The 16,897-nt window shown below is 69.9% G+C and carries 17 protein-coding genes and 1 pseudogene; 11 read left to right on the plus strand and 7 right to left on the minus strand.

The window, feature by feature from the left end; all coding sequences use genetic code 11:
* The first annotated feature begins 171 nt into the window (after nt 1-171).
* The 4 genes from E6P78_RS31610 (at nt 172) to E6P78_RS31620 (ending at nt 4,728) form a co-directional block, all read left to right on the plus strand.
* Entirely contained in the window at nt 172-1,446 is a 1,275-nt protein-coding gene (locus E6P78_RS31610) for an ATP-binding protein (protein ID WP_168712753.1), read from the plus strand.
* Nucleotides 1,443-1,592, plus strand: a complete 150-nt coding sequence (locus E6P78_RS32960; RefSeq protein ID WP_168712754.1) for a hypothetical protein — start codon at nt 1,443-1,445, stop codon at nt 1,590-1,592. The genes E6P78_RS31610 and E6P78_RS32960 overlap by 4 nt, the downstream gene beginning before the upstream one ends.
* Nucleotides 1,593-1,727: 135 nt before the next feature.
* Nucleotides 1,728-3,023, plus strand: a complete 1,296-nt coding sequence (locus tag E6P78_RS31615) for a hypothetical protein (RefSeq protein WP_136207063.1) — start codon at nt 1,728-1,730, stop codon at nt 3,021-3,023.
* Nucleotides 3,024-3,462: 439 nt separating this feature from the next.
* Nucleotides 3,463-4,728 carry a competence protein CoiA family protein gene (locus E6P78_RS31620; protein ID WP_136207064.1) on the plus strand — a complete coding sequence of 422 codons (1,266 nt, stop codon included), beginning with the start codon at nt 3,463-3,465 and terminating at the stop codon, nt 4,726-4,728.
* A 100-nt stretch (nt 4,729-4,828) separates the two neighbouring features.
* On the opposite strand, the gene E6P78_RS31625 is transcribed toward E6P78_RS31620, so the two are convergent.
* On the minus strand, nt 4,829-5,092 hold the full coding sequence (locus E6P78_RS31625) for a hypothetical protein (RefSeq protein WP_136207076.1): 264 nt from the start codon (nt 5,090-5,092) through the stop codon (nt 4,829-4,831).
* A gap of 334 nt (nt 5,093-5,426) precedes the next feature.
* Here E6P78_RS31625 and E6P78_RS31630 point away from each other — a divergent pair, with 334 nt between their 5' ends.
* On the plus strand, nt 5,427-5,780 hold the full coding sequence (locus E6P78_RS31630) for a hypothetical protein (protein ID WP_206307980.1): 354 nt from the start codon (nt 5,427-5,429) through the stop codon (nt 5,778-5,780).
* 84 nt (nt 5,781-5,864) lie between these two features.
* Nucleotides 5,865-6,380, plus strand: a complete 516-nt coding sequence (locus E6P78_RS31635; protein WP_136207065.1) for a DUF6420 family protein — start codon at nt 5,865-5,867, stop codon at nt 6,378-6,380.
* A 296-nt stretch (nt 6,381-6,676) separates the two neighbouring features.
* On the opposite strand, the gene E6P78_RS31640 is transcribed toward E6P78_RS31635, so the two are convergent.
* Together E6P78_RS31640 and E6P78_RS31645 are read right to left on the minus strand one after the other, a co-directional pair.
* Nucleotides 6,677-7,783, minus strand: coding sequence for a hypothetical protein (locus E6P78_RS31640; RefSeq protein ID WP_136207066.1), 1,107 nt, complete (start codon nt 7,781-7,783; stop codon nt 6,677-6,679).
* Nucleotides 7,784-8,050: 267 nt separating this feature from the next.
* Nucleotides 8,051-9,040 (minus strand): hypothetical protein, encoded by a 990-nt coding sequence (locus E6P78_RS31645; RefSeq protein ID WP_136207067.1) that lies wholly within the window; start codon nt 9,038-9,040, stop codon nt 8,051-8,053.
* A 266-nt stretch (nt 9,041-9,306) separates the two neighbouring features.
* Here E6P78_RS31645 and E6P78_RS31650 point away from each other — a divergent pair, with 266 nt between their 5' ends.
* Complete coding sequence (locus tag E6P78_RS31650; protein ID WP_136207068.1) at nt 9,307-9,573, plus strand: hypothetical protein; 267 nt, start codon at nt 9,307-9,309, stop codon at nt 9,571-9,573.
* 88 nt (nt 9,574-9,661) lie between these two features.
* Here the strand turns inward: E6P78_RS31650 and E6P78_RS31655 are convergent, their stop codons facing one another.
* On the minus strand, nt 9,662-10,663 hold the full coding sequence (locus E6P78_RS31655; protein ID WP_136207069.1) for a DUF4238 domain-containing protein: 1,002 nt from the start codon (nt 10,661-10,663) through the stop codon (nt 9,662-9,664).
* Between the two features lie 60 nt (nt 10,664-10,723).
* Complete coding sequence (locus tag E6P78_RS32965; protein ID WP_168712755.1) at nt 10,724-12,214, minus strand: hypothetical protein; 1,491 nt, start codon at nt 12,212-12,214, stop codon at nt 10,724-10,726.
* A gap of 258 nt (nt 12,215-12,472) precedes the next feature.
* On the opposite strand from E6P78_RS32965, the gene E6P78_RS31665 reads away from it, so the two are divergent.
* Nucleotides 12,473-13,909: a hypothetical protein gene (locus E6P78_RS31665; RefSeq protein WP_240799456.1), complete on the plus strand. Its 1,437-nt coding sequence runs from the start codon at nt 12,473-12,475 to the stop codon at nt 13,907-13,909.
* Nucleotides 13,910-14,030: 121 nt separating this feature from the next.
* Here the strand turns inward: E6P78_RS31665 and E6P78_RS31670 are convergent, their stop codons facing one another.
* Together E6P78_RS31670 and E6P78_RS31675 are read right to left on the minus strand one after the other, a co-directional pair.
* Nucleotides 14,031-15,017 carry a hypothetical protein gene (locus E6P78_RS31670; protein ID WP_136207071.1) on the minus strand — a complete coding sequence of 329 codons (987 nt, stop codon included), beginning with the start codon at nt 15,015-15,017 and terminating at the stop codon, nt 14,031-14,033.
* A 226-nt stretch (nt 15,018-15,243) separates the two neighbouring features.
* Nucleotides 15,244-15,690, minus strand: a complete 447-nt coding sequence (locus E6P78_RS31675; protein WP_136207072.1) for a hypothetical protein — start codon at nt 15,688-15,690, stop codon at nt 15,244-15,246.
* A gap of 412 nt (nt 15,691-16,102) precedes the next feature.
* Here E6P78_RS31675 and E6P78_RS31680 point away from each other — a divergent pair, with 412 nt between their 5' ends.
* The 3 genes and pseudogenes from E6P78_RS31680 to E6P78_RS34060 all read left to right on the plus strand — a co-directional run.
* Entirely contained in the window at nt 16,103-16,411 is a 309-nt protein-coding gene (locus E6P78_RS31680) for a hypothetical protein (RefSeq protein WP_136207073.1), read from the plus strand.
* Nucleotides 16,408-16,677, plus strand: coding sequence for a hypothetical protein (locus tag E6P78_RS31685; protein ID WP_136207074.1), 270 nt, complete (start codon nt 16,408-16,410; stop codon nt 16,675-16,677). The genes E6P78_RS31680 and E6P78_RS31685 overlap by 4 nt, the downstream gene beginning before the upstream one ends.
* Nucleotides 16,678-16,764: 87 nt before the next feature.
* Nucleotides 16,765-16,897 (plus strand): annotated as a pseudogene (locus E6P78_RS34060) (IS5/IS1182 family transposase); the annotation flags it as partial.

Consider the following 16,897-nt stretch of genomic DNA (forward strand, 5'->3'; position numbering starts at 1 on the left):
TCTCGGTTGGCTTCGCAACCCCGAGCTACCAAGAGGCCCTGCCTTCATGCCCGCAGCCAGCCACGGTCACCCGAACGAGACTCCCGTTCGACGCCCACCCCTCACGATCGGAACGACAACAGCTACTGAGTATCAGCATCAATGTCAGTGGCGGCCTCTACGCTGCCGGTTATGGCCCGCTCCTGGACACGACTGCACGAGCACCTCGGTGCCGCCCCCGGCCCGCTGGACTTCGACATGGTCCAGCGGGCCGCCGCCGACACCCTGGAGGAGTCGGACGACCTCGACTGGAAGGAACAACTGCCGCAACCGCCGCGGGACGGCCGCTGGAACGAACTGGCCAAGGACGTCGCCGCGATGGCCAACACCCGTGGCGGGCTGCTCATCTTCGGGGTGCAGGACAAGACCTGCCACCTCACCGGCATCGACCCCGGCCAGGTCAGCCCCCAGCAGTACCACCAGTGGATCCGCAACCACGTCCAGCCCTACCTGCCCGACGTCACCTTCACCACCCTGACCTCACCCGACGGCACAAAGAGCGTCCTGGTCTGCGACGTCCCCGCCAGCCCGATGGCCCCGCACCACGTCTACGGCACCGCGCAGAAGGACAAGGACCAGCAAGCAGCCGTCGTCCCCTACCGGGACAAGGACCAGACCGGTTGGATGGCCGAACATCAGATAGAACGCGCCTACCGCGACCGCTTCACCCGCACCGAACGCGCCGACGAAGAAGCAGAACGCCTCCTCCGCCAGACCCGCGAGACCGTCTTCACCCAGCAGGCACAACCAGCAGCGTGGTTCCTGGCCATCGCCCGCCCAGAGCGCCCCCTGCCCCGCACCGCACCCCGCCTCACCCGCGACGACACCCGCACCGTCCTGCACACCGCTCGAAGCCGCCCCCAGCCCTCGCACCGCCCGCCCGGCCCCCTGGCAGACCTGCAGATCGTCTCCAACAACCCGCGCACCGGGCTGCGCCGCTGGGTGGTGCAGACACTAGGCCGGCGCCTGGGACGCGACATCCACGCCGAACTGCACCACGACGGCACCACCGTCCTGGCCGCTGACCTGTCCTGGAACGCACTGCGCGATCGAGCGCTCCAGGAAGCACCCGAAAGCAGCTGCCTGTTGAGCCAGGACTACACCCTGGCCTGCTGCGAGGACTTCACCGCCCTCGCACGGGAGCTGGCACGCCGCACCGGAGCCGACAGCGCCCTCCACATGACCGCCACCGTCGCCTCCAGCACGGGAACCTCACCCCTGACCTCGGTTATCTCCGAGCACGGCGGGGCCTTCCCCGACATCGCTTACGACGCCCGCCGCCCGACCCGCATCCAGCCCGTCACCACCAGCCTGCCCCCCTCCGGCGGGGACCCCGCACGCGACGAGGCCGCCCACGAGCTCTTCACCGACCTGATGAATCAGTTCGGCCTCGACCCGCAGCCATGACGATCCCCCCCGCACCCGGAAGACAGGCACCCACCGCCCAGGACCGCGCCGCCCCGCACCGGCCGCACGCACCCCATCAGCACGACCAGGCCCAGGACGCCGCCCGTCAGCACGACATCCCCGGCGGGCGCACGCCCGGCCAGTAGGCCCCGCACCAGCAGCGCTCGACAGGCCGATCTGAGCCGCCCGATGAGTGTCTGGAAGCTGATCCAAGACCGCTGCCAGGAGGGCCAGTTGTGCTGGATACGACGGAGCTGACACAGAGCGGTGTCAAGGAGTGCATGGACGCCCTCGTCGGCAGTGGGGGAGGCCTGCTCCTGTACGACCAGGGCCTGGCGGGACGCGAAGCGCTTGTCGCGGCGGGTGCACAGCTCGCCGTCGCGTCAGGCCGGCCGCTGACCGTCGTCGACGCCGCGTCGCTGCGCAACGACACCGCGGCCTTCCTCGACCGGCTCGGCATGCCGCACCACATCTTCCTCTCCCCGGCCCAGGCCGCCTCCTGGCCGACCGGCTTCACCCCGGATTCCGAACTGGTCATCCATGCCGACGTCCTCCTCCACCCGGCCGTGGAGGAACCGCTGCTCGCCGCGGCCCGTGAGGCGAGCAGCCAAGGGAAGCTGCTCGTCGCCCGGCGTCCCGACGGCGCCCCCGTCCTGGACGCCCTCACGGCGCAGACGCATCAGCTCGTCACCGGCCCGGTGACCACCGCCCAGGCGCAGGCCGACGCCGGCACCCTGGCCCGGTACGAACCAGGACCTTTGACCGCTTCACACGTCCAGGACGACAGCAGCGACGCGGAGCCGACCAGGCCCCGCCTGCCCAGCCACAGACCCGGCCCCGCACCGGTTGGGGTCGCGCGCCGGTCCGCCCTGCTGGAACCGGAGGCCGCCTGGATCAACGTCGACACGACCATGGGGACCGGGACAGCGGCCGAGGGCGCGCAAACGACCGGTATCGAACGCGATCCTCTAACCGAGGAGATCAGCCGCGCCCTATACCCACAGGTACGGATGATCCGGCCCAACCCCTACCCTGAGCAGGCTGCCAACATGGCTGCTTGGGCTCAGAGTTTCACCGCCGCCGCATCGACGCCGAACCGGACAAGCGAGGAAACCCGGCAGCGCTTTCGGCGATTCGTCAGCGAGGAATCCCGGCAGGGCCTCCAGCGGCTCTTCGGTACTCTGCGAGCGCCCGGGACTGCGGAGGGGACACCGTCGCGCAGCGACTCGCCGGATGCCACCGGCACGCCGCACGAGCCGTGCGCGAACACCTCCTGGCCGCCGGCGCACAGCCCGGACAGCGGGCAGGACGGCGCCCTCTCCATCGAGGAGTTGAACGCCGCGCTTGAAGATCCGGATCTGCTCCGGAGAGTGCAGCAGCAGGCGGAAAGCCTGCAGGCCCGCGTCCTGGCACGCATGGAACAGGCCGCAGCCGCAGCCGGGGAACGCCGACAGGCTGATGCTGACCGGGCGACCGCACAGGGACACGCCCCCGGATCTTCAGGGGGTCGGCATGACACAGCGCAGCAACAGGCATACGGACAGGACCAGAATGCGGCCCGGCGGCCCGGCCACTGAGTATCTGTCCGCAGCGGCAACGGACGTACGAAAGGCGCCACCGCGGACCGGCGGCGCCGTGGCGAGGAACCGCCAACCCAGCCGGTCGAGCCCCACCGACCTGGGGTACATGCTCCCGGCGGGCGTCTTGGCCGTCACCGGCCAGGGGTTCCGCTGCGGGTGGGTCCAGCGAAGGACGCGGATCCGGTGCGCGCCCGGTCGTAGAGCGGCGGTAGGGCAGGTGCGACGGCACGTCAGGCATCAGCTCCTGGTGCGGGTACACCCCGGTGAGTTCGCTCGGGGAGAGCTGCAGCAGGTCCTTGCCAGACTGCCCTGTCCAGGCCTCCCGGCTCTGCAGCCGTGCGCTGCAGCACCGGGTTCGCCGATCTCCGCCATTCAAGCCCGGGTCCGGCCCGGCGTGGGGACACTGGGGATGCCGATGGGCGTCAGAGGGGGGCTGATGGGTTACACCGCTGTGCATCCGGTCTGGGGCCGGCTGGACGCGTCACTGAACGACCTGGGGTGCGGCCGTGCCTGGGCGGAGGTCCACCGGGTCAAGGGGCTTGGGCTGGCATGCCCGGAGTGCGGCGGGACTGTCTTCGCCCGGGCATCGCAGCACGGGCTGCGTCACTTCTACCACCAGGTGCGGCCGTTGGACTGCGAGCTGGCGAACGAGTCGCAGGAGCATCATCTCCTCAAGCTGGAGCTGGCCGTGGCGGCCCGCGCCGCCGGGTGGCGGGCGGAGCTGGAGGTGAGCAGTGAGCTGCGGGACTGGCGGGCCGACGTGCTGGTCTTCGACGAACAGGGCCGGCCCGTCATGGCGCTGGAGGCCCAGTTGTCCCCGATGACACCGGACGAGGCGCGGATGCGCACTGCCCGCTACGCGCGCGACGGGGTGGCGGTGTGCTGGGTCGGGCTGCAGGACCGACCCTGGGCGCGCGCCGTGCCCGCGCTCAGAGTCCGCGCCCCAGCCGGGAGAGGTGAATCCTGGACGGTGCGGCACGGGCTGGCCCGCTACACCTGGTCGCCCCGCACGGCGAAAGGGAAAGCGAAGTGGGAGCACATCACCTGCCCGCTCGGCGACGCCCTCGCGTGGATCCTCCAAGGGCGGGTGCGCGTCCACACGGCAGTGAACGGCACGGTCTGGTGGACGGCGCCCGTCTACGAGGAACGGGCGCTGGCCCGTGCCCGGATGGAGGCCGAAGCCGCCGACCAGGAGGCCGCCGCGAAGCGCCGCCGTGCAGAGACCGCGGCCGCAGATCGGCGCCGCCTTGCCGCTGAGCAGCGGGCCCTGGACCGGCAGGCCGATCTGCAGGAGCGGCAGGCCGAGATACAGCGGCTGACAGGGTTCTTCCAGCGCAAAGGCTTCGACCCCACGGCCTGGGACACCTTCACCCAACTGGTCCGCTCCGCCTCCGACAAAGCGATCGTGTACGGGGAAGAGAGCCGCCGCTACGGCAACGGCCTCCTGGTCCACGCCCGGCCACGGGGAACGGACGCCGGATACGCCCTGGCAGCTGTGGTCTGCCCCGACCCCGCGGCGCTCACCCGGTGGCCGGAGAAGCTCACCATCCTGGTCCCCGACCACACCTGGCTCGCCCGCTTGCGGGCCGCCGCCCGGGTACCGCTGCGGGTCGCCGTACTGGACCCCCGCACCGGACGCAGCACCTTCGAACGCATCCACCCAGCCCTGGATCCGGTCGCGGGACCAGACCGGCCCGGATGAACCCACCACTCCTCATGCCTGAACCGGCCGACCGACACCGACGTCACGGTCACCCGGGGTGCCCTGGTCCTGCGACCGGAGAGCGAGGGCGACTGCCGCGTTACTCAGGCGGCTGGCCGGAGATGCCCACGTACCAGTCGTCGGCCTCCGTCATCCCGTCCATGCTCGGCTGGTAGGGCTTGACGACGTCGTCGGCGTCCTTGAAGTACACCGTGGCGCAGAGCGGGTACTCCTTCCCAGTGGGGGCCGTGACCGTCTCCCGGGGGGCCACCCACACGAATTTTCCCGGCTGGGCCCACTTCTCGCGGGCGAAGGTCAAGGTGGGGTTCGCCGTCCCCTGCCGCAGCAGGTCCGACCAGCTCATGTACGTCACCTCGTGAGCGTAGAACGCTAACTCTGCTTCACAGTAGGGGAGTTGACAGACTCGATCACCGCCCACTCGCCGTCGCCAGCCAGCGCGCCGGTCCCTCGCCGCAGCGCTCACTCCCCAGTGGCCATGCTGTCCGCCCGCTCCCGCTTACGCGCGCGCCTACGCCTCCTGGAGGGACGCGCATCGTCTGCGGCCGCGGCCTTGGCAGCGAGCCGACAGCTCACCACCGGGCGATGTGTGGTGTGCGGATGTCGTGGGCCGAGCCCTGCTCAGGAGTGCCTTTGCCGAACGCTCCCTCCACGTCCCGGATATGCGAGAGGATGCACCTGTGATCAACGGGGATCTCTCAGCACGGCTGGCCGGCGCACGCGGCCGCCTCATCATCGAGCTCAGCTACGCCCTGACCCGCTGTGGCGCTCAGGTGCCGGAGGACCCCGGGGTGGTCGAGCTGGCCGACCTTTTGGACGGCGCCGCAGCGCCCCTTCACGACACCACCCGCTCCGGCGCCAGGGCCGAACTGGCGGTTGCGGTGGGTCACCTGAGAGCCGCTGACCGCCTCGGCGGACTTCTGCCGGCCGTGACGCTGTGGCACCTGCGCCAGGCACTCCAGCGAGCCGTCACCCTCCCGGATCCCAGAGAACCCGCCGCCTCCACTCGTGTGCCGGCATCGCAGACCTGCTGAGCCGACCGCAACGGCTCCAGCCGCTGGTCCTGGAGCGGCCCTGACCACGAGCCCGCCGACGAGGCGGGGGAGAGGAGAACCGGTATGACCGAGGACCGCGGCGCCGCAGGCCCGTACATCGAGTACGACGGGCTGCCCGTCCTGCACGGATCGGAGGTGAAGCTGCCGCTGATCCATCCGTACGCCCCGGTGGAAGCCGGGCGCTACATCACGCCCGCAGGCGGACGCCTGACCATCCGCAAGAGCGAGAGGAACTCCGCGCATCTGCGGATCACACTGGACCACCTTGGCTGCCCAGCACAGTCCACCCCGGACAAGGACGCAGCCTTCCGACGGCTCGCCCTAGCCACCGAGGGCTACTGCGTCCATGCGGGATGCCGCCACCGGCCGGCGTTCTCGGACGGGGTGATGCGCTGCTTCGAGGTGCGCACCGGCAGCATCCCGCTTGCCACATTCGTGCGCGCCGTGCTTGCGGTCGAGCTGGGCGATCTCACCCCGGCCGGTCGACTTGTCGAGGAGGCCGAGGCCCGGTTCGGGCCTGTCCGCCCGGCTGAGAAGCTGGACGGAGAAGACCAGGCGGCGGCCGGTCAGGACCGTTAGACCCAGATCCGGCCAGTAGGTCCCGCACCTGCAACGCTCGACAGGCCGACGCCAGTTCAAGCTGCGGCAGTACACGCCCGCCGCCGCCCCCAGGCGCCAGCGTCGCCCAGCGGTCCGAGGTCGTCGACCTACGGAGCACCGTCGAGCAATTCGGCTGCGTGCAGCAGGAACGTGACGTCGAGCGGGCGGAGTCGTCGTGGTGCTCATCCCCGGTGGTCCGCAGCCGGTCGCCTTGTCCGGCGACACGCGGCCACCTCTCGCGCATCGGCACCCGTACTGTCTCCGCCGGGAGAAGGTCAGCGGCGTGGTAGCCGCTCGTCCACCGTGCGCAACTGGGCAGCCGGATCGTCGTAGGGCAACAGGGAAGAGGTGTCGACGAAGGAGACAACGGCGGGCCAGAGTGCCGACGCGGCGGGGGAGTCGTTGCCGGCGTGGCGCTCGGTGACGGCCGCCGCCGCCCCGGCCAGCAGGTCGGCGAGCTGGACAGAGGGGTGGTCGGAGCTGGAGCCGCGGACGACGCCCGCGACATCAGCGCCGCGCTCCCGCGTGAACAGGGTCATCCCGACCGGGCTCCGGGCGTAGAGCTTCACCGTGCTCAGGGCGTTGTCGGTGAGCATGCGCTGCTCGTCGGTGAGCAGGCTGACACGACCGAGGCGGTGACCCCAGCGACGAGCTGTCTGGGCTGCTGCGGGTATGAGCATCTCCAGCAGAGGGAAATCCGCGCTCTCGTCGTGCAGGGCCGCAGCGTAGGCCCGAGTGGAACGCAGCCGTGCCAGCAACTCGGTGACCTGCTTGCGCGTCGAGGCCGCCCAAGCCCGTTCGATCACCGTGAAGAACGCCTCCGACGCCTCCTCATGGCGGGCTGCTCCCCGCTGGGAAGCCAGTGCCACGAACGCAGACATCAGATCCCCGAACAAAGGACCCCGTAGGGCCCGCGGCCCCTCAAGGGCCAAGGTGCGTGCCAGAGCACGGGCCTGGTCATCGGCATACAGGTTGCCTCCCTCGGCGTACTCCTTCTCCTCCAGCAGCAAGTCGATCACCTTGGCCGAGGCCGCGTACTCCTTCTCCACGACGTACACCGAGCACCTGTCGTGGAGCGCACCGCCCGGCCCCCACAACTCCTGCAACAAGGACAGCCTCTGCGCATGGTCCTTGAAAAGGCGGAACTTGAGCTCCCCCGCCTGGCGGATGCCGCCCCGCTCTCGCAGGGCCTGCACCAACACTGCGGCCTCCACGTCATCGACGGCGACCGAAGCGAAGACCAGGAACCGGCGTTGCCTGCCGACGAGCTGCTCGCCGTCCCACCCCGACTCGTCGCAGGCGACCCACCGCCCATGACTCTCGTCATCCGCACTGGGCTGCTGCTGCGTGAGCTGCGTGTACTTCTCTCCGGTCAGTGGCACAGCGCCATTGTCCACGCCCGGCAGCAACGACTGAGGCTGGTGCCGGTCAGAGCCAGTGGGCGATGTGTTGCTCCCAGGGGTGCAACCAGTCACCGTGCCCCTCCTGGCGACCGCCCGCCGCCTCCCCAACCCGGCCCCCAGATGGAGAACCCTTGGCCTCCTGCGCCTCGCCCGGGCTGCAGGAACCATGACCGACCACCCGCACAGCCCCGTCCTGCGGTTGCGCGAAGCACCGCTCAGCGCTGCCCAGACACACGAGGTTTGTCCTCACCCCTCACTGCCGTCCGGTTCCTCCCCAGCCGCAGCAGCCTGCTCGCGAAGCGTGCTCATCCACGTCTCCATGAAGCCGGCCGCCCCCGTCTCGTCACCCGGGATACGGAAGATGTACGGATCTTGTGCGAGCTGGGTCGTGAGCGCCTCGTACAGCTGGTCGAAGAGCGGGGCGAGGCAGGCTGTCAGGCTTTCGGCGAACTGTCTGGGGGAGGGGTTCAGGGAGATCATGTGGCTCAGGAAGGGGCCCATGCACCATGAGTCGATCAGATCCCGCAGCGCCGCCAGCCCGGGAGTGTCCGGCATGAACAGCGCGTGCATCATGTACATCGCGTAGAACCCCCGCAGCCCGACCAGGACGGTCCGCGCCCGCAGCAGTTCCTCGCCGCTGGCCCGCCGAACCGGCCCCAGGACGTCCGCGTGCTGCTGGAGCAGCCCCCAGTCCACCGGCGGCCCCTCACCCCGCTCGGCCGCGCCCAGCATCCGAGCCCAGTCCTCGACGGTCAGCCCGAACATTCCGTAGGCGCCGAACGCCTCGGCCAAGGCGTCCGCCCCCACCTCCTGCGCTCCCAGACCGATCGCCGCGACCAGATGCACCATCCCCTGGAACTCAGGCCCCTCGGGCACGTCCTCATCGGCGAGAAGCGCCGCGCGCACCAACGCAGGATGCGCCACTCCGCGGAATCCCCGGGATCCGATCATCCGCCCGGCAAGCGCATACAACGCGTCCTGCGCCTCGTCCCCCGCCGTGGCCGCGCTCCGCGCGACCTCTATCAGCTGGTGCGACACCGTTCCACGCAGCACCCACACCAGAGCCTCACGCACGGCGTCCACCGGCGGCTCCGGAACCTGCACCGCCCCGGGCTGCTGGGGCATGCCGGCCTCGGCGAACCAGTCCAGCACGGCCAGCAGCCGATTACGTCCCTGGCGAAGATGCCGGGCCAGCGCCGCCGCGCTCTCGATGACCACCGGATCGACGGCGTCCACCACCGATCCTCGACCCCGCCCCAGACCCCGCCGCCGATGACGTGGCAACAGCCCAGCCCGCCGCCAGCTCTCCAACTGGGAGGCCGTCACCAGCATCCCGCGCGTGGCCAGTTCACGAATCACCTGCTGATCAGCCGGACCCGGAGCTCCTCGTGCCATGCCCACCATTACAACCCCGAGAAGTGCCATTTTCCGTGGAATTCCACATCTGGCTCACTGGGCTTCAGCACCACCCGGTGCCCGCCCCAACGAGGAGAAGCCCGACCATGACCCGCGTCCACCGAAACCGCGCCCGAATCAGAACAGCCACCGCCCTCACCACCGCGTTCCTCACCCTCCTCAGCGCAGGCAGCCTCCACCACGCCGGCCACCTCAAGAGCCTCCTGCTCGTCCTAGCTGCGGCGCTCGGCGCGATCGCAGCCACCCTCGCCCTCGCCTCAGCCTTCGCCCCCACCACCGCCACCCGCACCGCAGCCCGTCACACCCTCGACCTCCTGCTGCGCCTGGTGCCTTGGTACACACCTCGCGGCTGACCCGCCCCGCCACCTGCGCCGTACGAGTTGGGTCTGCCGGTTGGGGAAGAGCGCGTCCCAGTGTGGGCCGACCGCTTCCGGCCACCGCTTACGCGCGCCCTGATGCCCCAGGGACCGATGGCTGATCAGCGGGCGTGAAGGTGAACTGGTCCAGGAGAGCGCGCAGTTCGCTGCGGCGGATGCCGGGATGGGCCGGTGCGGGGCCGGGCCGCTGCTGGGTGGGTACAGCTGTCAGCCGCGGCGGCCGGATCTCCAGCGGTGCGCCGGTGAGCCGCAGCTGGGCGGGCCAGGGCATGGATGGGAGCCGGTAGACGGCGTCCTGGCACCAGGCCGCCGCCCCGGCGTTGGCCTTGGCAGCAATCCTGCGCGTGAGCCCCTGATGCGGTCGGTAGTGCGCGCGGGGTGTGGAGATGAGCAGACACGTCGGTGACAGCGGAGCGAAGACCTCGACCGTCTCGGGCAGCAGCGGGGGAGTGAGACAGAAGGTGCCGTCCTTGCGGCGCAAGGCCACACCGCTGTCGCCCAGGACCAGCATCGGCTCCGCCGAGCGCAGCACCACCAGTCGACGGCCCGGGACGGTGAGGACGTCGCGGGTGCGCTCGAAGGCGCGGATCATGGCGCGCAGCGCCGAGCGCGGGTCAGCAACCACCGAAGGGCCAGGAGCCGTCCGTACGGCCGTCCAGAACACTTCCATCCGCTCCGCGTCCGACAGCGGCCGCCCCAGCCGTTCCTCGCAGAAACCCACTGCCTCCGAAGCCCACAAAGCCGGGAAGAGCTGTCGGCCGACTTGCTCGTCGAAGGACCTGAACGCCTGCGTGCGCACCACCTGCCAGGCCAGCGCGTCCAGCACGAGAGCCTGCTGCGCCCCGTCCAGCGGCCACCGTCCCTCACGCACTGCGCGCAGAACCGGCGCGCACGGGCCATCGACATGGCGGTCCAGGTAGGTCTCCAACGCCACACGCCGCTCGCCGTCCGCGAGGGGATCGGTGTTGAAGTCCCGAGCCACCGCCGCGCGCCGCACGGGAGTGCGATGCTCCGCCCCGCTGCGCCACCGCCCCAGTACGTGCCCGTCCTCGGCGAAGGCCCGCAATCAGTACTTCGGCACCAGGTGGTGCTCTCGGGAAGTGTTCGCCCCCATCCCACCCTCCCCTTACAGCGCCGCACCGACGGACGCGGACGGCTCGTGTCCGGCTGCGCCACGGCTCCAGGGGTAGCTGCTCCACCCGGCGTCCAGGACAGGGTTACGGGCGTGGTCGTGACCCGACAACGCCTCGCGCAGGGCGTAGGTGGAGCGCCGGGCGTCGGCATCCCGCTCCAGCAGGAGCCGATCGACGGGGGCGTCGGTGATGGTGACCATGTCCTCCAGCTCGCCGATGCTGCACACCGTCACGGGAACCGTGGTGGCCGGCAGGAACGGCCGCTGCATGGGGGCGTTGACGATGTGGAACGGCTCCATCGTCACGATCAGCCCCTGCACGGGCCGGTCCGTGGGCACCTTGGCGAACTCCTTGCGCCCGGACGCGATCAGAGCGGCGGTGTTGTCGATCTGCTCATAGGCGCGGCCGAGCATGCGCTGCAGCTCCTCGACCCGGCGCTCGGTGGCCAGCCGCAGATACGCGGTGGGCCGTACGGACTTCACCTCCACCAGCAGCACCAGTTCCTCGGTGACGACGATCCAGTCGACGCTGAGCGACCGGTTCTGGCCGTAGGTGATCTCCGGGAGGACCGCCGCTTCGGGCAGCAGCCCGAGCTGGCGGCCGACGTAGGCCTCGAACAGGTCACCCAGGTCCTGCGCGAAGGCATTACCGAACCGGGCGACCCCGGTGTAGTAAATACCCAGCGGGCTCGCCTTGGCCGGGAGGAGCTGGCTGACCGGTGCGAGCAGACCCGGGCCGTAGCCCTTGACCAGAGGCGTGGTGCGCAGCGGGTTGTACTCGTAGCGCCGCAGGAGCCGATCGGTGGTCAGCTGCGCCCGCTCGTTGGCCTGCCGGAAGGCGGCCGTATCGGTCACGAAGTGCTTCCCGGCCACGGACAGGATGGTCGAGGCCGGGATCTCCGCACAGATCCGCTCGGCACCGGGCGCCTCCAAGGACGCCGGATCGAACCGGCCCGCGTAGTTGATCGCCGACGCCCACAACAGCTGCGCGATTCCGACATAGTGCGACAGGCTCGTGCCCAGCAACTCCTCTTCCCAGCCCGGACGCAGGCACCGCGCCTCCCGCGTTCCCGTCGTCTGCGTGAGCATCGCCGCGGCACGCCCCAGCTCCCTTCCCACCGGCTCCTGGTAGATCATCTGCTCCCCGGCGGCGCGCAGCATGAACCGGGCCAGAGCATCCCCGTCGGTGTCGTGGTCGTAGAGGTAGGGCTCCTCCAACTGCGAGTGCATGTCCAGGATCCGCAGCAGGTCCGCATCGCTCGCATCCTTGCGGTACTCGTTCCCGCATACCAGCGACACCCGGGCAGCGTCAGCCAGCGCCCACGGCATGTACTTACGGCCCGGGCTCTCCAGCCACGACGACTCCAACGCGTAGGTAGCCGACGCTTCCGCGATCAGCGGCAGCAGGGCACTGGGCCGGTGCCTGCGAACCCGCGCCACATAGTCCCGATCCCGGACCGCACGACTGCCTGGTGCCCATGTCATACGCTCCAGGATCCCCCACCCGCAGCTATGCTGTCCTGCCCATTACCACCGCCTCCAGGGGCCAGTAACGGTGCCTGAACACCAGCCCCATGGATCTCCGGCCATCCCCGCCCCTGCGACGTGCGGACCGCACACGGCGAGCCAGCGTGAATGGGCCATGGAAGAGCCGCTGCACCAGTGCGGCGCGCCTTCGACCCGGGCCGCGGCGATCCGGAATTGACGCGGGCCCACGCCCTGGGGACGGCTACCGTGTCAACCATGAGCACGCCCGGCCCGAGCGCCGTCCCGATCCCGCTGCACATCGTCGGCGAACCGCCGGCGCCCCCGGCCCCCGACGTGATCGGCACGTCCGCCGGGGCGGGACGCCGGCCCGCCCCCGCGGTGCGGCCGGGAGTGGTGGACTGGGTGGCGCTCGGGGTGGAGCCGCGGTGGAAAGATCAGGAGACGGGCGACTGCGCGGCCGTTCTGTCTCCCGTCCGCGGACCCGCCACCGGCCTTGACCCCTACAAGCGCTACGCCGCAGGAGCCCTGCAGCGCGGCGAGACCGCCCTCGTCGTCGCCTGCACAGGCGCGGGCAAACGAAGCCACAACGTCTTCTCCGGCACTGTCGCCCCCGGCATCCACCTGCCCGACCACTACGGCAGGATCTCCGCCAACCCGCGCCCCTCCGGCGTGAATCCCGAACTCGCCGACGGCCTGGACCACGCCGAACACGACCTCGGCACCCGGCTGCTCAACCGTTCCCCGGACACCTGGTTCCGCCTCACCTACCTCATGGAATCCGGGTCCTCGCGCCCCGGAGTTGCCAGGATGTGGCCGCCGCCGGGGGAGGGAGAGCAGCTGCGCCCGATCCTGGTCGACGGCCTCGGCGCCCCGGTGGCGGGAGTGTGGATGCCGGCAAGCGGCAACGCCCGGTGGTTCGTGGTCCCCCACGGCACCGACCAGCGGCTGTTGGTGGAGTGGCTGGTCCAGCACGCACTGCCCGCTTACGTGCCCGGCGCGCTGACCCGCGCCCGCTCGACCCTGGTGCGCGACCCGGCGTTCGCCACCGGCGCCGAAGCCCGGCTGGCCGAGACCATCGCCGAGGAGCAGCGCGCCCACGAGCAGCGGCAAACCGAGCTGCAGCAGCAACTTGCCGCGCTGCGGGCCGTGGCCGATCCGCTGCGCGACGGCCTGCTGTTCGGCACCGGCCGCCCGCTGGAGGACGCGGTGCACGACGTCCTCGTGGCGGCCGGCGCCACGGTCACCCGCCTCGACGACGTGTACGGCACCAAGTCGGCTGACCTACTGGCTGAGTACGGCGGCCGCCGAGTCCTGGTCGAGGTGAAGTCGGCGAACAACCGGCCACCGCAGAGCCTGCCCGACAAACTGCTCAAGCACCTGAACACCTGGCCCGGTCTGACCGGGGCCGAGCCTGTTGACGGCGGCGTCCTGGTGGTCAACCATCAGATCAAGTTCCCACCCGCGCAGCGGGACGCCGAGGTCTACACCGACCGCGCGTTCGCCGACGCGCTGACCGTCCCGGTGATCGGCAGTGCCCGTCTGTTGGGCTGGTGGCGCCGCGAAGACTGGGATGCCGTGCGACACGCCGTCTTCGGCGACACCGGCGGCGCGCAGCCCCCTGAGCTCGCCATGCCGGATACCGATCCGAAGGCGTCCGGGCGGCCCGGCCTGCTCTCGCGCCTACGCCGGTAGCCAGCAAACGCCTGAGCACGACGGGCCGCCACGTCTAACGCCAACGAGCATCACTCTGCTGGTGGTTCTGAATCATTCGGGCCGAGAGCGCGTCCAAGCGGATTGCTGGTGAGGGGCGCTCTCAAAGGCCGCGCAAGGTGGCTTCAATTGCTTCTACGATGCCGCCGTGGGCTGCCGGTGCGACCCTGTGAGCCCGCCCTACGGGGACGGGGGCCTGGTCCGCGATGCGGTCCAGTACGCGCACGAAGTTCTTGTCTGCGGTGAGGAAGACCTCGCAGTCCGGCAGATAGGCGGCGTGCTGGACGTCGATGGGGTTTCCGGTGGTGATTTTCATGTCCGCCTGCGCAGTGTCGGCAGCCCATCGGAGCCAAGTGCGCGGCATGTGCGTTGCTTCCACCTCGTACAACCAGAACCGGTTGAACGCCTCCCGCGAGGCGCACATGGCGTGCAGGTCCACCCGTGCGCCTACCCAGTCGGCGTAGGTGGTGTCCTCATGCGTGAGAGCGGCCCGACGGCCCGTCCAGAACGCAAGCCAGTACACCTCCTGGCTGTAGGGCCGCCATGCCGCGATCTTCTCGCCGGGCACCCATCCGGCCTGCTGCTCCGCCGTCGTCTCCTCACTCGGTGACAACGTGATCATGGAGAGGTCACGCAGATTGAACTTGCCTTCCCGCCAGACCTCTTGCTGCTCCTTCTGATTGTCTACGAGGAGCTGCACCGTGCGTGCGGTGCGCCGGGCCGGCTCCGCGACGCGCAATCGTTCGTGGTGCTCCACGGCCTCCCGCCAGACTCTCTTGGTCCAGTACGTGCGCCACGTCGCCTCGCGTCCGGTGTCGGGAACTGCCCGCAGCCACTCAGGGTGCAGACGCCGCACCTCCGAGATGACCTCGGCGCCCTCCCGGTCGGCCTCGCTGCGCAACCGCTCGTCCGTCGCCGTCGTGATGGCCTCGATGATGGCCGCCCGTATATCCGAACGGGGATGCTGGAGCACCTCCAGCAGGACGCTCGGAGCAGTCACCACCCGGTGCCCAAGGGAATGGGCAAGGGCCCTGAACTGCTTCCCCGCCCTCTTATCCCCCAGGTAGGACCAGATGTTGTTGTCGAGCATGATTCTCACGCCGCCGCCCTTTTCTTCGGACTCCTACCCGCACTCGCCGCCTCTGGGGGCTGTACAGATGGGTAGGACCCTTCTGATTTTGGCAGTTCAGCCACTGCCTTCGTCCCTCACCGGGAACCCTCGGTTTCGACGTTGACGACCAACTGACAGCTGACCTCACCGGTCCCGGGCCGCATAGGAAGCGGCTCGTGGCCCGGCGTCGCTTCTCAGGACCGACCTACTGCATCGCTGCGTAGTCGTTCGGGGCCTTGCGCAGGATCTCGATCATCTGGTCCTCGGTCAGCTTCCGGAATGCCACCGCGGACGAGTTCGCGATCTTCCGGAAGAGGATGTCAGAAGGAACCGGCGGAAGGCCGGCGTACAGGGGGTGATGTTCCGTACCGGCGCCCTCGCTGAACTCGCGGTGCAGCAGCCACACCATCTCGGCGAACAGCGGGTACGCGGTCTCGTGCTTGCTCCACAGGCACCGCAGCGCGTCGCCGCTGACGTCCCGGTTGATGAAGCCCCAGACGTACGACATCTCGACCATCTTGTCCGGGTATGCATCATCGTTCAGGTAACGGACCCACTCGTTCAGGGTGTCCCAGCGCAGTGCGCCGACGATCACGCTCGTCGGGGCCTCGCTCGGTCGTAAGTCGGAGAAGGGCTCATCATCAAAAGTCATCTGCCGACGGTAGCGAGAGAGACCACCGCCGCGCCACGGCGCCCGCGCCTCAGCACGAACGAGGGCCTCCGCGACGGGGTGGAGGCCGCCCGCGCGGACGCCGCCCTGGCCAAGCACCCGATCGAGGATCCCGGGGTGGCCTTGGTGCCGCCTACGGCACGTGCATGTGCTGCGCCTCCTAAGGGAGTTGGGTGGGCGCTCCCAGAGCGGGCGTCGAACAGCAGTGGACCGACGCCCTCCCCCTTGCGTCGCGCGTTGTGTCGCACCCTGCGTCCCCGGTTGTGCAGTTGTGCTCCCCTTGTCCAGGAGCAGCGGAGCACCACGCGGGCGCCATGCGGACTCCACGACTGCGGCCACCGACGCTTCCCTTGGCGCTACTCTGACTGTCCGGGCACGACCGCAGGAGGGGCACATGGCGCACGAGGACTGGAACGTGGACCGGCTGCACGTCGCGCTGCCCCACTCAGCGTCCCGCCAGCAGCTGCTCCAGGACGTCAACCTCACTCCGATCGAGGACCTGCCCGCCGTCCTCGACGGATGGGCCACGGCCGCCGACCACCTCGAGGCCGCCCGGCCCCGCATCGAGGCCGCCCGCGCCCACATGAAGACGCACGGGGTCCTCCCCGTCGACCTGGAGACCAGGGACGTCACTGCCGACGTGCTCAGGGACGCCGAGCCACGCCATGGCAACAGGGACGACCGCGGCCGGGGAGCGGCGTGACCTACCGGCTCAACTTCCCCACAGACGTCTTCGACACCTACAAGCAGCTCCCCGAGCTCGCCCGGCGCGACCTCGCGCTCGCCCTGGTCGACGCCCAGCAGGACCCCCTCGCGTACTCGGAGCCGTACGGGCAGGACGACGGCATCATCCGCACCGTCGCGCAGGGCCACGTCACCGCGGTGATCCTCCTCGGCCACGACACGGCCACGATGACCGTCCTCACCATCGCGTACGCCGGCACGCCCAACTCAGAGGGCGGTATGTGACGTGATGTCGTGTTTGTTGTCGCTGGAACGTGTGGCAGATGCGTATCGGGGCTGATCGGGGTGTCCTGTCGTGCTGGAGTGTTCCTCGTGAGCGACCGCCAGCTCTACAAGAGCGACTTGTCCGACGAGCGGTGGGCCCTGATCGAGCCCGTCATCGCCTCCTGGAAGGCTCAGCATCCCTCCGTCAGCGGCCACCAGGGCACTTACGAGATGCGGGAGA

Origin of the sequence: Streptomyces sp. A0958 (genome assembly GCF_004795035.1) — a bacterium.
GTDB lineage: Bacteria > Actinomycetota > Actinomycetes > Streptomycetales > Streptomycetaceae > Streptomyces.